At 70.3% G+C, this 20,638-nt stretch carries 17 protein-coding genes; 7 read left to right on the top strand and 10 right to left on the bottom strand.

Features of this window, described 5'->3' with window-relative positions:
• Window positions 1-100: 100 nt before the first annotated feature.
• From PV679_RS32405 to PV679_RS32395, 3 genes are read right to left on the bottom strand one after another with little or no spacing between them, the layout of a single operon-like run.
• Entirely contained in the window at window positions 101-1,438 is a 1,338-nt protein-coding gene (locus tag PV679_RS32405; protein WP_319684396.1) for an FAD/NAD(P)-binding oxidoreductase, read from the bottom strand.
• Complete coding sequence (locus PV679_RS32400; protein ID WP_319684394.1) at window positions 1,435-2,868, bottom strand: FAD-dependent oxidoreductase; 1,434 nt, start codon at window positions 2,866-2,868, stop codon at window positions 1,435-1,437. The genes PV679_RS32405 and PV679_RS32400 overlap by 4 nt, the downstream gene beginning before the upstream one ends.
• A gap of 11 nt (window positions 2,869-2,879) precedes the next feature.
• Window positions 2,880-4,376 carry an FGGY family carbohydrate kinase gene (locus PV679_RS32395; protein WP_319684392.1) on the bottom strand — a complete coding sequence of 499 codons (1,497 nt, stop codon included), beginning with the start codon at window positions 4,374-4,376 and terminating at the stop codon, window positions 2,880-2,882.
• Between the two features lie 574 nt (window positions 4,377-4,950).
• Here PV679_RS32395 and PV679_RS32390 point away from each other — a divergent pair.
• Window positions 4,951-5,958 (top strand): hypothetical protein, encoded by a 1,008-nt coding sequence (locus tag PV679_RS32390; protein WP_319684391.1) that lies wholly within the window; start codon window positions 4,951-4,953, stop codon window positions 5,956-5,958.
• A 64-nt stretch (window positions 5,959-6,022) separates the two neighbouring features.
• A complete protein-coding gene (locus PV679_RS32385; protein ID WP_319684389.1) occupies window positions 6,023-7,552 on the top strand; it encodes an amino acid permease in 1,530 nt (509 codons plus the stop codon).
• A gap of 260 nt (window positions 7,553-7,812) precedes the next feature.
• Here the strand turns inward: PV679_RS32385 and PV679_RS32380 are convergent, their stop codons facing one another.
• The 3 genes from PV679_RS32380 to PV679_RS32370 form a co-directional block, all read right to left on the bottom strand.
• Entirely contained in the window at window positions 7,813-8,796 is a 984-nt protein-coding gene (locus tag PV679_RS32380; protein ID WP_319684388.1) for a glycoside hydrolase family 75 protein, read from the bottom strand.
• A gap of 30 nt (window positions 8,797-8,826) precedes the next feature.
• A complete protein-coding gene (locus tag PV679_RS32375; protein ID WP_319684387.1) occupies window positions 8,827-9,321 on the bottom strand; it encodes an NUDIX domain-containing protein in 495 nt (164 codons plus the stop codon).
• 396 nt (window positions 9,322-9,717) lie between these two features.
• The gene (locus tag PV679_RS32370; protein ID WP_319684385.1) at window positions 9,718-11,910 is read right to left on the bottom strand and encodes a discoidin domain-containing protein; all 2,193 of its coding nucleotides are present in this window, start codon (window positions 11,908-11,910) and stop codon (window positions 9,718-9,720) included.
• Between the two features lie 343 nt (window positions 11,911-12,253).
• Here PV679_RS32370 and PV679_RS32365 point away from each other — a divergent pair, with 343 nt between their 5' ends.
• Both PV679_RS32365 and PV679_RS32360 read left to right on the top strand, forming a co-directional pair.
• Window positions 12,254-13,012, top strand: coding sequence for an SDR family oxidoreductase (locus tag PV679_RS32365; RefSeq protein WP_319684384.1), 759 nt, complete (start codon window positions 12,254-12,256; stop codon window positions 13,010-13,012).
• Window positions 13,013-13,076: 64 nt separating this feature from the next.
• The gene (locus PV679_RS32360; protein WP_319684383.1) at window positions 13,077-13,973 is read left to right on the top strand and encodes an SDR family NAD(P)-dependent oxidoreductase; all 897 of its coding nucleotides are present in this window, start codon (window positions 13,077-13,079) and stop codon (window positions 13,971-13,973) included.
• Window positions 13,974-13,993: 20 nt separating this feature from the next.
• On the opposite strand, the gene PV679_RS32355 is transcribed toward PV679_RS32360, so the two are convergent.
• Window positions 13,994-14,740, bottom strand: a complete 747-nt coding sequence (locus PV679_RS32355; RefSeq protein WP_319684381.1) for a TetR/AcrR family transcriptional regulator — start codon at window positions 14,738-14,740, stop codon at window positions 13,994-13,996.
• A 221-nt stretch (window positions 14,741-14,961) separates the two neighbouring features.
• Between PV679_RS32355 and PV679_RS32350 the strand changes: the two genes are divergently transcribed.
• A complete protein-coding gene (locus PV679_RS32350; protein WP_319684380.1) occupies window positions 14,962-15,375 on the top strand; it encodes an ATP-binding protein in 414 nt (137 codons plus the stop codon).
• Window positions 15,376-15,534: 159 nt separating this feature from the next.
• Here PV679_RS32350 and PV679_RS32345 read toward each other — a convergent pair whose 3' ends face one another.
• Both PV679_RS32345 and PV679_RS32340 read right to left on the bottom strand, forming a co-directional pair.
• On the bottom strand, window positions 15,535-15,795 hold the full coding sequence (locus tag PV679_RS32345; protein WP_319684379.1) for a hypothetical protein: 261 nt from the start codon (window positions 15,793-15,795) through the stop codon (window positions 15,535-15,537).
• 54 nt (window positions 15,796-15,849) lie between these two features.
• A complete protein-coding gene (locus tag PV679_RS32340) occupies window positions 15,850-16,719 on the bottom strand; it encodes an ABC transporter substrate-binding protein (RefSeq protein WP_319684377.1) in 870 nt (289 codons plus the stop codon).
• A gap of 369 nt (window positions 16,720-17,088) precedes the next feature.
• On the opposite strand from PV679_RS32340, the gene PV679_RS32335 reads away from it, so the two are divergent.
• Window positions 17,089-17,574, top strand: a complete 486-nt coding sequence (locus tag PV679_RS32335; protein ID WP_319684375.1) for a cation:proton antiporter regulatory subunit — start codon at window positions 17,089-17,091, stop codon at window positions 17,572-17,574.
• Window positions 17,575-17,580: 6 nt separating this feature from the next.
• Window positions 17,581-18,912, top strand: a complete 1,332-nt coding sequence (locus tag PV679_RS32330; protein ID WP_319684374.1) for a cation:proton antiporter — start codon at window positions 17,581-17,583, stop codon at window positions 18,910-18,912.
• Window positions 18,913-19,039: 127 nt separating this feature from the next.
• On the opposite strand, the gene PV679_RS32325 is transcribed toward PV679_RS32330, so the two are convergent.
• Entirely contained in the window at window positions 19,040-20,575 is a 1,536-nt protein-coding gene (locus tag PV679_RS32325; RefSeq protein ID WP_319684372.1) for an SDR family oxidoreductase, read from the bottom strand.
• Window positions 20,576-20,638 lie beyond the last annotated feature (63 nt).

Genomic DNA, 20,638 nt, shown 5'->3' with positions numbered 1-20,638 from the left:
TCCCCGGCCCCACCGGCAGGGGGGGTGGGCCGGTGGGGCCGCCCCTTGCCCGGCCGCCTCACGTCCGCCTTGACCCCGCGCCGCCGCGACCCCGCGCCGCTCAGCCCGCCGTGATCAGCACCGGCCCTCCGGCCGGATCCGCCTTGTCGATCCAGTCGGCGGAGGCGTACACCGGCCGGTTCGGCACCGCGCCTCGTCGCAGCCGCTCCCGGTGCAGCACCTGGCCGTCCTGGCTGACCACCAGGACCGACAGCCGCCCGGCCGCACGGGCCGTACGCAGGGTGAACCGGCCCAGCGGAGGCCGTGGGCCGCGCGGGTCGATCCGGTTCGGCGCGACCCAGCGCAGCGGCGCCTCGACCGCCACCGGCACCTGCCCGCCCGGCCACTCCCCGTCCGCCAGATACCGCAGCACCGGCCCGGCGACGAGCCGGCCCTCCCGGGCGGCGGTGCCGGCGGGTTCGACCGCGTGGATCAGATTGCCGACCGCGAAGATCCCGGAGGCGGCCGTACGGAACGCGGTGTCGACCGCCGGGCCCCGGGTGCCGCGGTCCAGCGCGATACCGCCCAGCGCGGCCAGCTCCTGGTCGGGGATCCAGTCGCCGGTGAACACGACCGTGTCACAGGCGACGGTCGTGGTCCTGCCGTCGGCGTGCCGGAGCGTGAGACCGGTGAGCCGGCCCCGGCCGAGCAGTTCGGTCACGGTCGTCCCGGTGAGCAGCGGGACCTGGTGCCGCAGCCGGGCGCCCAGCCCGGACGCCAGGGAGGACTGGTGGCGCGGCTCGTCGGTGATCATCGCCGCGACCTCCACGCCCGCGCTTCGCAGGGTGCGCGCGGCGGAGTAGCTGACGGGTTCGGCGCCTACGACGACCGCTCGCCGGCCGATCCGCTGGTGGTGCAGATGGACGGCCTGCTGCAGCTCGCCGGTGGTGAACACTCCGGCCGGTCTGGTGCCGGGCACCAGCCGTGCGCTGCGCGGGCGTTCACGCGCGCCGGTGGCGAGGACGACCGCTCCGGCGGTGATCCGTTCCAGTCCGTCCGGGCTCGTGGTGTCCAGCGCGAGCGGGCCCGGCGGCCCTTGGGGCCGCCCGTCCCGGGCGGTGGCCCGCCGCGGCCGCGGCCTGGTGTCGCGCTGTCCCGCCCAGCCGGTGACGGAGACACCGGTGCGCACGACGGCGCCGGCTCCGGCCGCCAGGTCGCACCAGTGGCGGGCGTACGCGGGTCCGCTCATCGGGCGCCGCAGCTCACGCAGTCCGAATCCGCTGTGGTAGCAGTGGCGCGGGATGCCTCCGGCCTGCTCCTCGCGGTCGACGACCTCGACCGTACCGGCGCCCGCCGCGGCGAGCCGGGCCGCCGCGGCCAGTCCTGCCGGGCCCGCGCCGATCACCAGGACATCGACGGTACGTGCCCGCCGGCCGTCCGTGTTCGTTGTGGCGTTCATGGTCCGACCTCCGGCCGCGGGAACGGTTCGCCGCCGGGAGTGGCGGGAGCGAACAGGGCGTGTACGGCGGCGCCGCAGTAGAAGCCCTGGCACCGGCCGCCGCGGGCGCGGGTGCGCCGCCGTAGTCCCTCGGCCGAGCGGGGCGGGAGAGGGCCGGCGAGCGCGTCGCGGATCTCGCCGCGGGTGACCCGTTCGCAGTGGCAGACGATTCTTCCGTACTCCGGGTCGGCGGCGATCAGGTCGGCGCGTTCGTACGGGCGGGGAAACGCCTCGCCGAGATTCGGCATCCGTACGGGTTCGAGCTCGCGAGGTGCTCCCAGCTCCTGGCCGGTGGCGGCCAGCAGTTCCACGACATGGGCGGCGATCGCCATCGACGCGGTCAGTCCGGTGGAGCGGATGCCGCCGACGGTCACATATCGCTGTTCCGCGTGGCAGCGGATCCGGTAGTCGTCCTCCTCGGTGGCGGCGCGCAGTCCGGCGTAGACCGCGGTGACCTCCTCGTCGAGCAGCTCCGGCATGATGTGCCGGCCCTTGTCCCGCAGATAGCTGAGGCCTTCCGCGGACGATCCGGTGGCCGTCTTGTCGTCGAGGTCCTCCGCGGTCGGGCCGAGCATCACATTGCCGTACACCGTCGGCGCCACCAGTACGCCTTTGCCGAGTGCGGTCGGCACCGGCAGCAGGATGTGCCGGACAAGGCCGCGTGCCTGTTTGTCGAAGACCATGAGCTGGCCTCGTCGCGGAGTCACGGTGAAGTCGGTGTGGCCGAGCAGCCGGTCGATCTCGTCGGCATGGAGACCGGCGGCGTTGATCAGTGTGTGCGTACGCAACGGGCCGCGTGTGGTGGCGAGTTGATGCGGCGGTCCGCTCGCGACCTTCTCCACCCGGCAGTTGAGATGCAGATCGGCTCCGCCCAGGACGGCCTGGGTGGCGTACGCGAGCGTCGTCGTCCATGGGCAGATGACGCTCTCGCCGGGGACTTCGAGCGCGCCGAGCGCGCCGGGACCGAGACGCGGCTCGTGGGAGTACAGCTCGTCCGCGCCCATGATCCGTGTCTCGCGGTAGCCGTTGCGCTCCGCCTTCTCCACCAGCCTCGGCAGCGCGGCCAGTTGCTCGTCGTCCCAGGCGACCAGCAGGGCACCGAGCGGCTCGACGGGGATCCCGCTCTCCTCGGCGTAGGCGGCCAGCCGCCGCTGTCCCTCCCGCACCAGCCGGGACTCCAGCGAACCGGGCACCGCGTCGAAACCGGTGTGCAGAATCGCCGTGTTGGCCTTCGACGTACCGTCGCCGACATCGTCGGAGGCTTCCACGAGCGCGATACGCGATCGGTATCGCGTCAGCTCCCGGGCGATGGCGGTGCCGACCACTCCGGCGCCGACGACCACGATGTCGTACACCTCGTCCGGCAGCGCTCCCGCGGTCGTGACAGTCATGGTGCTCCAGGTCAGCGAGGTGCGGCGGGCGGGGGAGTGCGGTCGAGCAGCGCGGCCACGGCCGAGCGGAAGACGCCCAGGCGGGCGGCCGCCTCGTCCGCGCCGATCCGCGGTTCATAGACCGCGGCGGGTTTCCACTCGGGTATCACCTGCCGAAGCCGCAGCTCCGGAGCGAGTCCGAGACGCGCGAGAGCGCCCACGCCGAGGGCCGTGACATCGGGCAACGCCGAGACCTCCACGGGCCGTTGCAGCAGATCGGCCTGGGTCTGCATCAGCAGCGCCGACCGGGTCAGACCGCCGTCCACGCGGAGGCTTGTCAGCGGCTGACCGAGGTCGGTGGCCACCGCGTCGGCCAGCTCGACGACCTGGGCGGCGATGCCTTCGCACAGCGCGCGCACCAGATGCCCGGCTCCGGTGTTCAGGCCGAGGCCGGTCACCGAGCCGCGCAGATCGCCGCGCCACCACGGAGCCGCGAGCCCGGCGAGAGCCGGCACGAAGGTGACGCCGCCGCTGTCCGGTACGGAGGAGCCGACCGGGTCGAGGTCGGCGGCGCCGGAGATCACTCCGAGATCGGTCAGCCAGCGTACGGCGGAGGCCGCTGTGTAGACCTGTCCGTCGAGGCAGTAGCTGGTGCGGCCGCCGAGCCGCCAGGCGACACAGCTCACCAGTCCCGATGTCCCTCGGCGTGGCCGCTCGCCGGTCTGGGCGAGCAGGAACGCGCCGGTGCCGTAGGTGCACTTGGCCGTGCCCGGTTCGGTCACGTCCTGGGCGAGCAGCGCGGCCTGCTGGTCGACGAGCAGCCCGGTCAGCGGGATCTCGTCGCCGAAGGCGGTGGTGGTACCGACCGGCCCGGCGGCGTCGACGATACGGGGCAGCGCCTCGCCGGACAGTCCGAAGATCTCCAGGGCCGCCGGTGACCAGTCGACGTGGTCGAGGTCGAGAAGCTGGGTACGTCCCGCGGTGGCGGCGTCCGTGACGAACGCGCCCGTCAACTGGTGGATCAGCCAGGAGTCGCTGGTGGTGACGGCGCCCTCGCGGGTCAGCCGGCGCCGGATCCAGGCCATCTTGGGCGCGGCGAAGTACGGATCGAGAGGCAGTCCGGTCAGTTGGGTCAACCGCTCGTCGTGCGCGGCGAGTTCGGCGCACAGCGACTCGGCGCGCCGGTCCTGCCACACGATCGCGTCGGTGAGTGGCGCGCCCGTGTCCGGATCCCAGGCGAGGACCGTCTCGCCCTGGTTGGCCAGGCCGACGGCCGCGACTGGTTCGGCCGCGTCTGCGAGGGCCTGGCGTCCCGCTTCGAGGACGGAGGAGAGCAGCACGGCCGGATCGACCTCGACCAGTCCGCCGGAGCCGTACCGGGGCGGTGCCGGAGCCGATCCCGCGCCGATCACACCGCGTTCGGGGCAGATGACCAGTGCCTTGGTGGACGAGGTGCCCTGATCGATGGCGAGCACCGGCCGGGCGGCCGGGCCGGTGAGGGTGGCGGGCGAGTGGTGGGCTGGCGGCATGTCCCGTTCTTCGGTCGCAGGGGTCGTGATCGCTGTGCGAAAGCGTGGTGCAGGTCAGAGCGGGCGTCAAGGGTTCTCAGGACCGGCTGTGAGCGCCCGTCCCGGCCCGCCGGAAATCGTCCGGACAGCCCGGTCCCGAGATGTGCAACCTTCTTTGATCAACGGAGAGTTGCGAAAGATCAGCAAAGTGTTCGAGCGACGGCACTCCGGCCCCTACACTGATCGCCGAGCAGTGGCAGGGCGACCCCGAACGGTTCGCCTTTGGCTGCGGGCACGGCAGTTCCGTGTCATGTGTGAGGAAAGCCGGATCGCTTCACCCCCCACCGTGCTAGAGGATCTATGACGACCACCTTTTCACCCGGGCGGCGCTTCGGCCCGGGGCGTGTCGTGGAAGCGGCGCCGTCCGGAGCCGTGCAGCGCAAGACCGCGGATCACTCTCCTGCCGGCCGTGCCCGGGCGGTGGCCTCCTTACGGCGGCCGGTACGGCGAGGCGCGGTTCAGGCCGGAGCCGGGACGGAGGCGGCGGCCCGGTGCTAGCTTCTCCCGTCCGGCTCTCGCCGAGGGAGCCGAGCTGATGGCGAGCGATCATTTCCGTCCCATTTACCATCCGGCGGGCCACGACAACGAACTGCGCGCCGCGGTCCAGGATCTGCGCACGGGCCGCTGGGTCTCGATGCGCAACCTCCTCGCGGAGACGCCCGACTGGGCACAGTGGACCCAGCGGACCCAGGTGCTCGCCGCCGTGGCCGCCGGTTCCGACGCCGTACAGACATGGCGGGCCGAAGAGCCGCGCAGTGTCGCGGCGACCGTGATGCACACCCGTGTCCTGGTGGAGCGCGCCCTGCGGTCCCACCGCGAGGGCCATCCACGCACCCAGGAGCTGTGGCAGGGCGCGTGGGAGGCCTGTGGAAACGCCGCGCGGCACGCTCCGGCGGATCCGGTGCCCTGGGTGTGCCTGCTGGCACTGTCCCAACTCGACGGCCGCCAGCGGCTGGAGGAGCACCGGCTGGCGCCGCCCGGCCCGATGCTGTTTCCCGGACCGTGGGCCCTGCTGGCCGAGGCGGACAAGCGCGATCCGTACAACCGCGAGGCGTACCACCGCATGCTCCAGTTCGTGTACGCGCGGCGGGCCGATGGATCCCTCTCCGAAGCGGTCAACTTCGTTCAGTGGGCCGCCTCTTCGGCGCCAGAGGGTTCGGCGCTGCATGTCCTGCCGCTGTTTGTCAGGGTGGAGCGCTACCGCCGGGAGAACGGTCACGAGAAGGCCCTCGACCTCCACTGGGTCACCGAGGACGCCACCAGGGACGCCCTGCGGGCCCTGGAGCTGTGGTTCGACCAGGCCTCTCTGGCCGCGGCGTCGCTGCTCGATCTCAACCATCTCGCGCACGCTCTGTGGGGCGCGCTCCAATTCGACCAGGCGGCCCGGGTGTTCGAGGCGCTGGGACCGTTCTACGCCTCACTGCCATGGGCGTACCGCACCCGTAGCCCCGGTGACTCCGCACAGGCGGAGGAAGTGTTCCTCCGCGCCCGCAGCCGCTGCCTCGGCGCGGCCCGTGATCCGCGGCACGGGCCGTCCGGCTGAGCCGGGGTCCGCCGCACAGCACGCACCACCAGGCTCCGCAATGATTCCGACCGGAGGTACCCCCATGTCCCTGTCCCCACCGGCTTGGTCGAAAGCCGATGCCACACCGCGGAAGGATGAGGAGCAGCGCCTGCGCGAACTGGGCTATCAGCCGGTCCTCGCGCGCCGCATGGGAGGCTTCGGCAACTTCGCCATCAGCTTCTCCGTCATCTCCATCCTGTCCGGCTGTATGACGCTCTACGGCTTCGGCATGGGCGCCGGCGGCCCCTCGGTGATGCTCTGGGGCTGGGTGGGCGTCGGTCTGTTCGTGCTCTGCGTCGGTATGGCGCTCGCCGAGGTCACCAGCGCCTATCCCACGTCCGGTGCCCTCTACTACATGGCCGACCGGCTGGGCGGCCGCAAGTGGGGCTGGTACACCGGCTGGCTGAACCTGCTCGGACTGCTGGGCGCGATCGCCGGTATCGACTACGGCGCAGCGCTGTTCACCGGCGCCTTTCTCAATCTGCAGTGGGGCTTCGAGCCCACTCCGGGCTGGACCATGGTCATATTCATGTGCATCCTGCTGCTGCACGCCGTGCTGAACCTGTTCGGCGTACGGCTGGTCAGTGTGCTCAACTCGATCAGTGTGTGGTGGCATCTGGCCGGTGTCGCCGTCATTGTCGGCGCCCTGGCGATCGTGCCCGACCGTCACCAGTCACCGTCGTTCGTCTTCACCGAGTTCGTCAATGACACCGGTTGGGACAACCCGATCTATGTCGCCGCCATCGGGCTGCTGCTGGCGCAGTACACCTTCTGCGGCTACGACGCCTCGGCGCATCTGTCGGAGGAGACCTCCAACGCCTCGGTCTCGGCGGCGCGCGGCATCGTGCGGGCCATCTGGGTCTCCTGGCTGGCCGGCTTCGTCCTGCTGGCCGGTCTCACCTTCGCGATCCAGGACTACGCGGGTACGCGGAACAGCGCCACCGGCGTACCGCCCGCGCAGATCCTGATCGACGCTCTCGGTACGAGCGGTGCCACGGCGCTGCTGCTCCTGGTGATCGTGGCACAGCTCTTCTGCGGCAACGCGGAGGTCGCCGCCGCCAGCCGGATGGTCTTCGCCTTCAGCCGCGACAACGCCCTGCCGGGCTCCGCGCTGTGGCGGCGCGTCAGCAGCCGTACCCAGACCCCGGTGCCGGCGGTCTGGCTGTCGGTCATTGTCGCGTGCCTGCTCGCCGTGCCGTCGCTGTACTCCGCGACGGCCTACGGCGCGGTGACGGCCATCAACGTCATCGGCATCACACCCGCGTACGCCATCCCGATCTATCTGAAGCTGCGCGCCGGAAACCGCTTCGAGTCCGGTCCCTGGACCCTGGGCCGCTGGAGCAAGCCGATCGGCTGGATCGCCGTTGTGTGGGTGGCGCTCGTCACCGTGCTCTTCTGTCTGCCGCAGTCGAACCCGGTGACCGTCGACTCGATGAACTACGCGGTGATCGCTCTGGCCGTCGTGCTGGTTCTGGCGACGGTGTGGTGGTACGTCGCCCGTGGCTCGTACAGCACGCCCAAGGCGTACGGGAACGCCCGCGAGCAGTCGGAGATCTCCGAAGGCATCGTCTGAGCGGCAAGCGGTTCGCGGCGGGCTCTGGTCCCGGGCCCGCCGCGAACCGCCCGGGTCAGGTCCGGCGGATCTTTCACGCGCGTCCGCCGGACGACCCCGAGGGCTGTCCCGTCATCCCCGGCGGGCGCGCGACGACAGCCACGGCGCCTCGCCGCGTTGTCGGAACGCCCGCATACATCCCGTGTGCGAGCGCTCCTTCGCCTTGCGACACACCGCATCCGACGCCGCGCGCCGATCCACCAGGGATCACGGGACAGCCCTTAGTTCTCGTCGACGAACTTCCGCGCCAGTTCGCTGCCGAGCTGCACGGCCGCGCTCTGGTCCTCGATGGGCGAGATCCCGGAGTCCTTGAAGAGGATGTACGTCACTCCGGAGCTGGTACCGCCCCGGTTGGGGTCGCCCGGGATACCCAGAGCACGGGCCGTCGCGTACGAGGCCTCGCCGATGATCTCGGCCGGGCCCGTGTCGCCGACGACGCCGTACTGCACGTTGTCGCCGTGGATGACGGCCGCGAGTGTGCCGCCCCGGATGCCCGACGACGTGTGGTCCCAGATCGGACTCGGATTCGGCACGACGACATACGGCAGCTCCTCCGACTTCAGCGGTTTGCCGTCGGCCTGCATATAGGCCGTCTGGAACTGGAACGAGCGATCGGTCGAGGGCCCGCACTGCGTGGTGACCTGGCCGTCGCAGTCGATGTCCATGTCGGCCTTCCAGAACACGGCGCCGTTCGCGTCGCAGACGGGAACCGTCGCCGGACTGCTCTCGTCGAGGCGGTACAGGCCGTCCGAGATCTGGTTGCACTGGCTGACCCTGGCCAGCAGCTCCGCCGCGGTGACCACGCCCTCTCCGCGGGGAAGCCCGCGGGCCGGCCCGTTCGCGGCGGGTGGGCCCGGAACTCCGTTCGGGGCGGACGGACCTGGTGCTCCTTGTGAGGACGGCGGACCCGGTACGCCGTCCCGGGACGGGGGTCCCGGCACGCCGTCCGGAGCGGGCGGGCCCGGGACTCCGTCCGGGGTGGGCGGATCCAGCTCGCCCTCTCCGGCTCCCGGACCAGCCGCTCCCGGCCGGGAGGGCAGCGAGCCGGGAGGCGGCACGGCGCCGGACGCCATCGGGGACGCCTTCGCGGGATCGGGTGGTGAGGGAGAGTGCGCGGCCAGTTCGGGAAGCACGATCGTGGGGAGTACCGAGGCGACGAGCAGCGCCGTGCCGACGGCGACAAGAGTATGGGTGCGAGGTTGCACGGGGAGATGCCTTTCCTGGACGGCGAGGCCCTAGCGGGCGGACGGAGGCTGACGGCGGTCCTCGCGTATGCACCGGCCCAGCCTGTCGAGGAACACCCGCTGCCCCGTCACCAGCGGCTCCACCGCGTCCTCCAGTGGGAACCAGGCGACCCGGTCCAGCTCCGGGAACTCGCGCAGGACACCCGAGCCCCTCGGCCACTCCATGGTGAAAGTGCCGAGGACGGCCCGTGCGGGGTCGAGATCTCCCTCGACGGCCCAGACTGTGACCGTCTTGCCTCCCCGCTGCCGGGACGCGCCGAGCGGTGTCCAGGGTCCCTCGGGCGGCGGCACGCCCAGCTCCTCCTGGAACTCCCGGCGGGCCGCGGCCTCGGGCTGCTCCTCGGGGCCGTGCTCTCCCTTGGGAATCGACCAGGCGGCGGTGTCGCGGCCCGACCAGTACGGGCCGCCCATGTGTCCGAGCAGCACTTCGGCACCGGTGTCCATGACCCGGTACAGAAGGAGCCCCGCGCTTTGCCTGGCCGACATGTCGTCAAGTCTGTTCGGGCGCCGGAGGCGTCGCCATTCGAACGCCGGGCCGAAACCGTGGTCCGGGAAGCGGCGGCTCCCGGGCGCTGAGCCGTGAACGAGCGGGTCAGGGCCCGGAGGCGGCTGCCGGGTCACCGCCGGAAGACTTCCAGACTGATCGTATGAATATTGCGCCTTCCGAGGGAACAGTGGCCGGAGGTGCGCGCGCGGCGGCGTCCGGCCCGGCTGACGCCTCGTGGATCTGACGGCCCGTCCGCCTGACGAGCCGTGCGTCTGACGGTTCGCCGTCCGCGGCCGTAACGACGCGGCAGGGCCCGGCCTCGATTCGAGGCCGGGCCCTGCGTGTACTGGCCGGACTATCCGTCGACCGGCTTCCGGATCACTCGTTCACCGGTTTTACGGGAACGAGGTCACCGTCGACGGGACCGTCGAGGTGCCCGAGGTGGGCGATCCGGTGTTGTTGATGACATGGTTGTACTGGCCCATGCCGCCGAGGGAGACGACTAGCAGGTCGTGGAACTTGACACCGGGTTTGACCGGTGCCTGGAACCCGTGGTCCTGCTGGATGTTCGGGTCCGAGGTGTAGTTGCAGTAACTGCCCAGACCCCATCCCTCGTGATTGTTGACCGAATCCTCGACCTTGTAGGCGGCGTAGCCCTTGATATTGCCGTTCTGGATCGCCGCCTGATTCGGTGCGTCGTAGGCCTTCTCGTTCTGGAAGAAGATCGTCTTGCCGTTCTCGCCGGCCCAGACGACGTCGTACTTGTTGAAGTGTTCGACGAAGAGACCGGTGGCCAGCACATCGTCACCGTTGACCCGGATGCCGTAGTCGGCCCGGTTGGTCTCCCAGCCGACTCCCGCGCCATGGTCGGCACGCCACACCCAGGTGTGGTCGATGATCGTGTCATCGCTGTTGATCACCATGCTGGTGGTGGCCTTGCCGGGGCCCGCGCCGCCGATCCTGACGAAGACGTCCTGGACGGTGGTCGGGTTGGCGGAGTGGTCCGCTGCCGCTCCCTGCGGGCCGACCTCCAGCAGCGTCGGAGAGTTCACAGGACCGGCGTCGATCAGGAAGCCGGCGAGCTTCACTCCGTCCACATCGGCCACCTTCATGGCCGTCACTCCGTTGTCCGGGATGATCGTGGCGAGTCCGAGCCCCAGGACGACGGTGTTCGCACGCGTCACATTGATCGGCTGGTCGACGTGGTAAATGCCCGGGGTGAAGAGAAGGTTGAGGCCCTGGGCGAGTGCCGCGTTGATCGTCGCCGCCGTCGCTCCCGGCTTGACCACGTAGAACTGGTCGAGCGGCAGGGACTGGCCCTGCGGCGCGCCATTGCCCCAGGTGGTGCCGCGGGCGTTGGTGCGCTTGGCGGGGACGAACACCTTGTAGGCGTTGCCGTCCAGGTACAGGAACGGCTTCTCCCGCGAGACGGGCGTGTTGTTCAGCGTGGTGTACGGCGGGTTCGGGAAGCCCTGCGCGGGCGCACCCTCCACGCCGGAGAACGTCATGTTCCAGACACCGTTGGTCCAGCCGCCGACGGAGCTGTCGCGGGTGTACCACTGCTGCTGAGAGTACGGTCCCACGGTGCCGTCGATCTTGCTGTCGGCGATGTAGCCGCCACTGGCCCAGCCGTAACCGTTGGGCGCCAGGTTGAGCCCGCCCTTGACGTGCATACGACGGAACGGAGCCGCCTGCGCGACGGCCCACCGGTCGGTACCGCTGACCGGGTTGAGCGCGAGGTTCTCGGCGGAGCGCCAGAAGTTCTGGGTGGCGTTGCCGTTGAACCAGCCGGCGTCCACGGTCACGTCACCGTTGAAGGTGGTGTCGTCGGGCGAGAGACCGAGACCCGAGATCGAGGTGTAGAAACCGAGGTTCGCGTTGATGTTGTTGTAGGTGCCGGGCTTGAACAGAAGCTGGTAGCGGCCGGTGCCGAACTGCGCCGACTCCTGCTGCTGGAAGATCTGGTCGAGCTTGCCCTGGATATTCGGGGTCGACGGGTCGAAGACCAGGACGTTGGGACCGAGGTCGCCGCCGCCCTCGATCGGGTCGCCGGTGCCGCCCGACGTGCCGCCGTACACCTGGAACTCCCAGAGGGAGTAGCCGTACTGAGTGGCGCGGGTGGTGCCGTACACCCGTACGTAGCGCGCGTTGCCCGAGACATTGAGCGTCTCCGTGCCGCCGGGGCCCGTCGTGGTGGAGTACGCCGTCGTCCAGCTCGTGCCGTTGGTGGAGAACTCGATCCGGTACGCCTTGGCGTACGCGGTCTCCCAGCGCAGGACGACCTGGCTGACCGCGACCGTGGAGCCCAGGTCGACCTGGATCCACTGTGGATCGGCCGCGGCGCTCGACCAGCGGGTGCCGTTGTCGCCGTCGACGGCGCCGGTGGCGGGAGTACCGCCGTTCTCCTGGCTGGAGGCGGTCACCGGCTTGCCCTGGGAAAGGAGGGTCGGCGCGGCCTGTGCGGTGGTGCTCGGTATGAGAAGCAACAGGGAGGCGATCAGCGTGGCGGCGACGGAAGCGGCCAGTCCTCGTCTGCGCGCGGGTGAGGATCTCCGGAACACCGGCGAGGCGAGTGGTGGAGCGTGCATGGGCGTGTCTCCTGAGTCGTCAGACAACGGGCAGGCACAGCGGAAAGAAGCTGGAGAGCGCTCTCTCGGTAGGGGAGATGCTTCTCCCGTGTTTCGTACACGTCAAGAGTTGTGCACGAGCCCGCCGGAGTTCGTTCGGTTGTGAACAACAAATAACCGGCGTGAAGTGGCTATTGTTGTTGTTTGTACCGTTTCTCGGGTAGGTCTCGTTTCAGGACCTGATGGCGGATGTGGGGGCAGGGTAGCGACGTTACGAGTGAGGGGTAGCGACGCTAACCGTTTGGTGTTAGCGTTGCTCCAACGGGTCGCGGTGAGCGCGACCCGACCAGAACGGAGCATCGTCATGACTGAGAGCACCACGCAGAACACGACCGCCGCGCACCGGGTGGCCATCGTCACGGGCGGCTCGCGGGGCATCGGCCGGCAGAGCGCCGAGCGTCTGGCCGCGGACGGCTTCGCGGTCGTCATCAACTACGCGGGAAACAAGGCCGAGGCCGACGCGACGGTCGAGGCCATCACCGCCGCGGGCGGCCGGGCCATCTCCGTCCGGGCCGACGTGGCCGACGAGACGGCCGTCGCCGCACTCTTCGACACCGCCACGGAGACCTACGGCGGAGTCGACGTGCTCGTCCACGCCGCGGGCACCATGACTCTCGCCCCGCTGGTCGATGTCGACCTGGACGCCCTCGACCGTATGCACCGCACCAACATCCGCGGCACGTTCGTCGTCGACCAGCAGGCGGCCCGTCGGCTGCGCAAGGGCGGCGCGATCATCAACTTCTCCTCCTCCGTGCTCGCGCTGGCCCTTCCCGGCTACACCGCCTACGCCGCGACCAAGGGCGCGGTCGAGGCGATGACCCTGATCCTGGCCCGCGAACTGCGCGGCCGGGACATCACGGTGAACGCGGTGGCCCCGGGCCCGACCGCGACCGCGCTGTTCCTGGACGGCAAGGACGAGGAGACCATCGCGCGGATGGCGGCCCAGCCGCCTCTGGAGCGCCTCGGTACGCCGGAGGACATCGCCGAGGTCGTCGCCTTCCTGGCCGGCCCCGCGCGCTGGGTCAACGGCCAGGTCCTGCGCGCCAACGGCGGCATCGTCTGACCACCGGAAACCCCCCTCCCTCCGTACCGTCCCGTTCGCAGTTTCCTTTCGAAGGAGTTCCACCATGGGCAAGACCATCGTCATCACCGGTGCGGGATCCGGCTTCGGGGCGCTCGCGGCCCGGGCCCTCGCCCGAGCGGGCCACACCGTCTACGCGGGCATGCGCGACACCACCGGCCGCAACGCGTCCCGCGTCACCGAGGCCGCGGGCTACGCGGCCGAACACGGCGTGGACCTGCGCACGGTGGAACTCGACGTGCTGTCACAGGAGTCGGCCGACGCGGCGATCGCGACCGTACTCGGCGAGCGGCCGACTCTCGACGTACTGATACACAACGCCGGCCACATGGTGACCGGACCGAGCGAGGCGTTCACACCCGAAGAGATCGCCGCTGTCTATGACACCAATGTCCTCGGCACTCAGCGGGTCAACCGCGCGGCCCTGCCGCGGCTCCGCGCCCAGCGTGACGGGCTGGTTCTCTGGGTCGGTTCCACCAGCACCAAGGGGGGCACCCCGCCCTATCTCGCCCCTTACTTCGCGGCCAAGGCCGCCATGGACGCCTTCGCCGTCAGCTACGCGGCCGAGCTGGCGCGCTTCAATATCGAGACCTCCATCGTCGTGCCCGGTTCCTTCACCTCGGGGACCAACCACTTCGCGACCGGAGGACATCCTGCCGACGAGAGCACCGTGAAGATGTACGACGAGCGCTACGCGGGACTGATGGACCAGGTGTCCCAGCGCCTCGCCGCGCTGGCTCCGGCCGACGCCGATGTCAGTCAGGTGGCCGACGCCATCGTCCGGATCGTCGACACACCGCATGGACAGCGGCCCTTCCGTGTCCATGTCGACCCGGCGGGCGACGGCTCGGAAGAGGTCAGTGATGTGGCCGACCGCGTCCGCGCCGAATTCCTCGGCCGCATCGGACTCGAAGACCTCCTCGTCCCGCACACCCAGGCGTGACAAACGAATCACGGGAGCCGTTACGGCGGGCCCGCGTCCCGAGGCCCGTCCGACACCCGCTCCAGCCACTCGGTCATCAGCGCCGCCTCCGCCGTACTCAGCCCGGGCGGCAGCGACCGGCGCAGCAGCGCTCCGAGGCGCGCCGCCGCCACCGGAGTCCCGGCGCCGGGACCGGTGGAGAGCGCCGACGCCTCAACGCCGCCGTCCGTCCCGCCGTACATCGCCTCGGGAGTGAAGACGGCGGCATGTACCGAGTCGCGCACCCTGCGGGACAGGTCGGGGTCGGTGAAGGTGGCGGGACGGGAGACAAGCATCAGCGCCACGCCGACATTGGCCGACATGACCATCTGGGCGGCGACTTCCGGGGAGATCCGCAGCTTTCCCTGAGCGGCGGCCCGTTCCAGATCGCGGCGCAGGATCCGATGGGACTCCAGGGCCGAAGCGGGCGGCTTCCGCATCGAGGGAGAGTTCATCAGCCGGTACAGATTCGGATTCTTCAGCGCGAACTCGACATGACTGTCCCAGCCTTCGCGCAGATCCTCGATCGGATCCGCTCCCGGCTCGTGCGTTTGCTTGGTCGCCAGATAGGCGTCGAAGCCGTGGTCGACGACGGCGGAGAGCAGTCCCTCCTTGTCGCCGAACTGCCGGTAGAGCACCGGCGCGCCGACCTGGGCGGCGTCACAGACCGCGCGCGTGGAGATATCGCCGTTCGGTGATTTCGCCAGCAGGTCGGCGGCCACCTCCAGGATGCGTGTTCGCGTGCTCATACAGGGATGCTACCAACCAGCGCGTAACGCTGCTATCGAGGAGCTGTGTCAATCGCTACGGGAGAACGGCCGTCTCGTCATGGACATGGAAGTCCGCTCGGGACATCCACGATTGTCGATCACACAACCCGGGAACCAGCAGAAGTACGGATCGAACGCATCGCGAGGGCCTCTGAGGCCGTTCGAGCAGCCGCCGGTCCCTGACGAAGGGAGTGATCGCCATGCGTGCGCACGGGCATGCCCGACGGCGTGCCGCACGCGCCACGTACATCCTGGCGCAGTCGGAGGCATCCGCACGCTGGGCGCGGCATCTGACAGCCGCTTACCTCAACCACGGCTGCGGCGAACAGATCTCGGCGCATCAGGTGGACGACGCGACGCTGGTGGTCTCCGAACTGGTCACCAACGCCACCCGCCACGGCCGGAGTAGCTGCCGGCTTCAACTGAGCGTGAATCATGGGCGGGTCACCGTCGAGGTCCAGGACAGCAGCCCCGTACGGCCGAAGCTGCGGCCGGCCGACATGATGGCCGAGAGCGGCAGGGGGATCGCGATGGTGCGTGAGCTCTCGCGTCAGTTCTCCGTACTCGGCGGACCCGGCGAGGGCAAGACCGTGCAGGCGGTCCTCGCCTGCTGAGCCGGTGGCCGGGGTTCGCCTGGAGTTGAGACATACGAACGACAAGGCCGCTACCAGGAGGCCGCCGCCGACTTCGAACGGGCCTTGGAGAACCGTGCGCGGATCGATGCGCACGGCCAAGTGCCGCTCCTCAAAGCCAAGTTGGCGTCCGCGCGGCTGTCAGGGCGAGCCCCGGCCGACAGCATCCAGTCGGTCGGGCCGACCGGTACGGGCGTGGCGAAGTACGCCGACGGTCCGAACATCCCGAGCACGGCGCCGGGCGAGGCCGACCGCGCCCACCGGGCCTGCCGCGAGACCGGGCCCGCCGAAGGTGATCTGTGCCATGTGCGAGGTGATCCGTATGACGGCGATCACCTCGATGGTCCGTACCGGCGGTGCCCGGTGCGCGGCGGAGGCGTGCTGGTCTCTGTCGTGTGTCATACGCGACACGCCTGCCGCCGCCGGCACGCTGCCGACAGCGCGCCCGCGCGCCGCCTACGCCGGGCCCACGGCGTCCGCCACCGTGCTCAGGAACCGGGCGTGTGCGCGGTGGCTGCACGGCGCCTCCGGATTCCACGGCACGATCAGCGCCCGCTCCTCGATCGCGCGCCAGTGCGCGTTGTCCCGGAGCCGCTCACGCGGCGCCGCGTTCGCACGCACATCGGCGAGCACGACATCCGGTTCCAGTGCGGCGGCCTCGGACCAGTCGGCCGTACGCCAGTTCGCTCCGGAACCTCCTACCGGGTCGATCAGCCCGGTTCCCAGTTCGGCGAGCGCCCGCAGATCCGGCCAGGTCTCCGGCCTGGCCAGATACGCCGTCTCCGGTCCGGCGGCCGACAGCGCCAGCACCCGGGACCGGGCGGGCCGCGCCGTCGCCGCGCGCAGCCGGTCCTCCGCACGCTCAAGGTCCGCCACCGCGGGCTCGAACGCTGTCCGCAGTGTGCGGGCCAGCGCCGTGAACCGGTCTCTGATGCCGTCGAGCGAGCGGTCCTTGCCCACATCGAGGACGACCAGCGGCAGCCGTTCCTCCAGACGCTTGGCCGCCTCCGGGTCGATGCCGTACACCTGCCCGCCGCCGTAGCTGACGGCGACCACCAGATCTGGTTCCGCCGCGAACAGACCGTCCAGGTCGAGCGCGCTGCCCGCGCCGAAGGAGCGCAGTTCCGCGAGAGGTAACTCGCCGGCCTTCGCCGGGTCCGGGGTGTCGCCGTCATGGTGGGAACCGAAGATCCCCAGGGGATGCAGACCGTGGTCCCACAGCGTCGCGCCGGCCTGCACATAGGCCACCACCCGTGCCGGGTGGCGGCGCACCACAGTCAGATGCCCTCGGTCGTCCGTGAACTCCCAGCCGTTGCTCGGGTTCATGCCTCGCCTCGTTCCGCTTGTCTCGGTGGTGCCCTGTGCTCTTTGTTCTGTGCCCTTTGTTCTGTGTGCTTTCGTTCTGTGCTCGCTGTTCTGTCAGGTGCCCGTGTTGTTCTGTGAGGCGCCCGCGCCCGGTGTGTCCGTCCGCGCCGCCCATGTGCGGTGTACGCGTGTACGGACTGTTCGAACGGCCGCCACCTGAACTCTCTGCCCAAACCAGGGACCGCGGACTCCCGCCGCACGACCGGACTGAGGGTTTCCGGCGCGAATGATGGAGAATTCATGTCCGGCGCCGGGTCGGACAACGTCCCGGCGCCTGCCAGGGGCCCGGTGCCCGCAGACTTCTCAGTACGCCCGCATGGAGCGTTTCCCATGGAGCCCACAGCCCACGTCAGCAAAACCGCCCTGCCCGGGGTCGGTACCCGCTACGACCTGACCACCGAGACGGGAAAGCATCTGTCGGTCGTCGTGCACCAGGACGGGCGGCGCATTCTCGCCTTCCACGACCCCGAGGACGACGACTCCTGCAAGGACGCCACGGCCCTCGCACCGTACGAGGCCAACGCGCTCAGCAAGCTCCTGACGCCGGACTCCGTCGCCCATCTTCCTCAGCACCTTGAGATCGACCTGCTCACCGAGCACATCCCGGTCACCAAGCGGTCGCCCTATGTGGGCCGGACGCTTGGCGCCACCCAGGCGCGGACCCGTACCGGCGCGTCCATAGTCGCCGTCCTGCGCCGCACCGACGCCTTCCCTTCGCCCACTCCGGACTTCCGCTTCGCCCTGGGGGACACCCTCGTCGTCGTCGGCACCCGGGAAGGCGTGGACGCCGTCGCCGAACTGATCGCCGGAGGATAAGCGCCCGTGCACGAGACCACCACACTGCTCATCGAACTGGGGTCCGTCATTCTGGGCCTCGGCATACTCGGCCGGCTCGCCGGACGAGTGGGTTTCTCCTCCATACCGCTCTATCTGCTCGCCGGGCTCGCCTTCGGCCACGGCGGTCTGCTTCCGCTCAACGCCAGTGAGGAGTTCATCGCCACCGGCGCGGAGATCGGCGTCATCCTGCTGCTGCTCCTGCTGGGACTGGAGTACAGCGCCTCCGAACTCGTCTCCAACCTCAAGACCCAGTACCCCTCCGGCATCGTCGACTTCGTACTGAACGCCGTGCCGGGTGCCGCCGCCGCGCTGATCCTGGGCTGGGGCCCGGTCGCGGCGGTCGCGCTGGCCGGTGTGACCTGGATCTCCTCCTCCGGTGTCATAGCCAAGGTCCTCGGTGATCTCGGACGGCTGGGAAATCGCGAAACACCCGTCATTCTCGGCGTCCTGGTCATCGAAGACCTCGCCATGGCCGTCTATCTGCCGCTGCTCACGGCGCTGCTCGCCGGGCTCAGCCTGGCCGGTGGCAGCCTCACGCTGCTGATCTCGCTCGGTACGGTCGGCGCGGTCCTCTATCTGGCTCTGCGCCACGGCCGGCTCATAAGCCGCGCGGTCTCCTCCGACAACCCGGAGATGCTGCTCCTGGTCGTCCTCGGACTCACCGTCCTGGTCGCGGGAGTCGCCCAGGAACTGCAGGTCTCCGCGGCCGTCGGGGCGTTCCTGGTCGGTATCGCGCTCTCCGGTGAGGTCGCCGAGGGCGCGCACAATCTGCTGGCTCCGCTGCGGGACCTGTTCGCCGCCGTGTTCTTCGTCTTCTTCGGTCTGAACACCGATCCGGCCGCCATTCCGCCGGTGCTGGTCCCGGCACTCATCCTGGCGCTGGTCACCACCGTGACAAAGATCGGCACCGGCTGGTACGCGGCGCGGCGGGCCGGAGTCAGGACCGCGGGCCGCTGGCGCACCGGCGGCACGCTGGTGGCGCGCGGCGAGTTCTCCATCGTGATCGCCGGACTGGCGGTCGGAGTGGAGCCACGTATCGGCCCACTGGCCACCGCCTATGTCCTCATCCTGGTGATCCTCGGCCCGCCGGCCGCCCGCTGGACGGAACCACTGGTCAGGCGCCTCACGCGCCGGTCTCCGGCCACTGCCTCCGCCTCCGTCCCCGCGCCGCGCGCTCCGGAGACGGAGACCACGGAGACAAAGACGCCGGCGACCAAGGACCCGGAGACGAAGGACCTGGAGACCAACGACCCGCAGACGCGGCCGCTGGACGTCACCGCGGAAGAAACGACCGACACGGCGTCCACCCACGGCTGACCGGTCCGGACCGGCATGGCACCGAGCCATCGCGGAGCAGGCCCTCGAAGCGCGGACCGTCCACCGGCCCGTACCGCGAGGGCCTGCCCGCGCCACCGGTACGCACCGTCGCTCAACGGCACTACGGTCAGTTCCTGTCCGGCTCCGGTCCGACGGCTCCCGCCGCCTGGGCGATATTGCGCGCCATCCCACCGAACACCACCGCGTGGAAGGGCGAGACGCTCCACCAGTAGGCATGGCCCAGCAGCCCGTGCGGATGGAACAGCGCGCGCTGCCGGAGCACCGTCCGGTCCTTGTCGTCCCGGTCCGCGCGCAGCTCCAGCCAGGCCAGCCCCGGCAGCCGCATCTCGGCGCGCAGCCGCAGCAGCCTCCCGGGTTCCAGCTCCTCCACTCGCCAGAAGTCGAGCGAGTCACCGACCCGCAGCCGCTGCTTGTCCCGTCTGCCTCTGCGCAGCCCGACTCCGCCGGCCATCCGGTCGAGCCAGCCGCGTACCGCCCAGGCCAGCGGGAAGGAGTACCAGCCGTTTTCTCCGCCGATGCCCTCGATGACGCGCCAGAGCGCCTCGGGCGAGGCGTCCACGGTCATCTCCCGGCGGTCGGTGTAGAGGCTGCCGCCGGCCCAGTCCGGATCGGTGGGCAGCGGATCGCTCGGCGCTCCGGGCAGCGAGGCGGACGACCAGCGGGTGGTCACCTTCGCGTCCTGGATGCGCCGGAGCGCCAGCTCGACGGCGCGGTCGAAGCTGAGCAGACCGCCCGGCGGGTCGGGCACATACCGGGCGATGTCCCGTTCATGGCAGATGACCTCATGGCGCAGGGACTCGGCCAGCGGTCGGGCGATGGAGCGCGGGACCGGTGTCACCAGACCGATCCAGTGGCTGGACAGGCGCGGTGTCAGGACGGGCACCGGAAGGATGAGCCGCCGGGGCAGCCCGGCCACCGCCGCGTACCGCCGCATCATGTCGCGGTATGTCAGCACCTCGGGACCGCCGATGTCGAAGGCCCGGCTCACCTCGGCGGGCAGCCGCGCGCAGCCGACGAGACAACGCAGCACATCCCGCACCGCGATGGGCTGGATGGAGGTACGCACCCAGCTCGGTGTCACCATCACCGGCAGCCGCTCCGTCAGATAGCGCAGCATCTCGAAGGAGGCGGAGCCGGAACCGATGATGACCGCGGCGCGCAGCACCGCGGTCGGTACTCCCGAGCCGAGGAGGATACGGCCCACCTCGGCGCGCGAGCGCAGATGCGGCGAGAGTTCCCGCTCCGGTACCCGGGCCGGGGTGAGACCGCCGAGATAGACGATCCGCCGTACGCCGGCGGCCTTCGCCCGCTCGGCGAAGACGTGGGCCGCCCGGCGGTCCGTGGCCGCGAAGTCGCGCCCGGTGCCCAGTGCGTGCACCAGGTAGTACGCCACGTCGATGTCTTCCATGGCCGCTCCGAGCGACCCGGCGTCGGTGACATCCCCGCGTACGACCTCGGTACGGCCGACCCAGGGATGGTCGCGCAGTTTCTCCGGGCTCCGGGCGAGGCAACGCACCGTATGACCCGCGTCCAGCAGTCCCGGCACCAGCCGGCCGCCGATGTATCCCGTGGCCCCGGTGACCAGACAGCGCAGCCCCGGGCCGTCGGCGCCCACTCCGCGCGGCTCCCTGTCCGACGTCATGCGCCCTCCTCACTCCGTCGACCACCGGTGACGCCCGTACACCGGGCGGTCGGCGTCCCATAG

It is taken from the genome of Streptomyces sp. AK02-01A (assembly GCF_033795305.1).
Taxonomy (GTDB): Bacteria; Actinomycetota; Actinomycetes; order Streptomycetales; family Streptomycetaceae; genus Streptomyces.
Note: the sequence above shows the minus strand (reverse complement) of the source record. Positions and strands in the feature narration are given on the sequence as shown.

Excerpts from the sequence above, each read along its gene's own strand:
- PV679_RS32400 (WP_319684394.1), bottom strand. The coding sequence starts at position 2,868 with ATGACTGTCACGACCGCGGGAGCGCTGCCGGACGAGGTGTACGACATC.
- PV679_RS32370 (WP_319684385.1), bottom strand. The coding sequence starts at position 11,910 with ATGCACGCTCCACCACTCGCCTCGCCGGTGTTCCGGAGATCCTCACCC.
- PV679_RS32345 (WP_319684379.1), bottom strand. The coding sequence starts at position 15,795 with ATGACACACGACAGAGACCAGCACGCCTCCGCCGCGCACCGGGCACCG.
- PV679_RS32375 (WP_319684387.1), bottom strand. The coding sequence starts at position 9,321 with ATGTCGGCCAGGCAAAGCGCGGGGCTCCTTCTGTACCGGGTCATGGAC.
- PV679_RS32335 (WP_319684375.1), top strand. The coding sequence starts at position 17,089 with ATGGAGCCCACAGCCCACGTCAGCAAAACCGCCCTGCCCGGGGTCGGT.
- PV679_RS32405 (WP_319684396.1), bottom strand. The coding sequence starts at position 1,438 with ATGAACGCCACAACGAACACGGACGGCCGGCGGGCACGTACCGTCGAT.
- PV679_RS32395 (WP_319684392.1), bottom strand. The coding sequence starts at position 4,376 with ATGCCGCCAGCCCACCACTCGCCCGCCACCCTCACCGGCCCGGCCGCC.
- PV679_RS32385 (WP_319684389.1), top strand. The coding sequence starts at position 6,023 with ATGTCCCTGTCCCCACCGGCTTGGTCGAAAGCCGATGCCACACCGCGG.
- PV679_RS32390 (WP_319684391.1), top strand. The coding sequence starts at position 4,951 with ATGGCGAGCGATCATTTCCGTCCCATTTACCATCCGGCGGGCCACGAC.
- PV679_RS32340 (WP_319684377.1), bottom strand. The coding sequence starts at position 16,719 with ATGAACCCGAGCAACGGCTGGGAGTTCACGGACGACCGAGGGCATCTG.
- PV679_RS32350 (WP_319684380.1), top strand. The coding sequence starts at position 14,962 with ATGCGTGCGCACGGGCATGCCCGACGGCGTGCCGCACGCGCCACGTAC.
- PV679_RS32325 (WP_319684372.1), bottom strand. The coding sequence starts at position 20,575 with ATGACGTCGGACAGGGAGCCGCGCGGAGTGGGCGCCGACGGCCCGGGG.
- PV679_RS32355 (WP_319684381.1), bottom strand. The coding sequence starts at position 14,740 with ATGAGCACGCGAACACGCATCCTGGAGGTGGCCGCCGACCTGCTGGCG.
- PV679_RS32365 (WP_319684384.1), top strand. The coding sequence starts at position 12,254 with ATGACTGAGAGCACCACGCAGAACACGACCGCCGCGCACCGGGTGGCC.
- PV679_RS32360 (WP_319684383.1), top strand. The coding sequence starts at position 13,077 with ATGGGCAAGACCATCGTCATCACCGGTGCGGGATCCGGCTTCGGGGCG.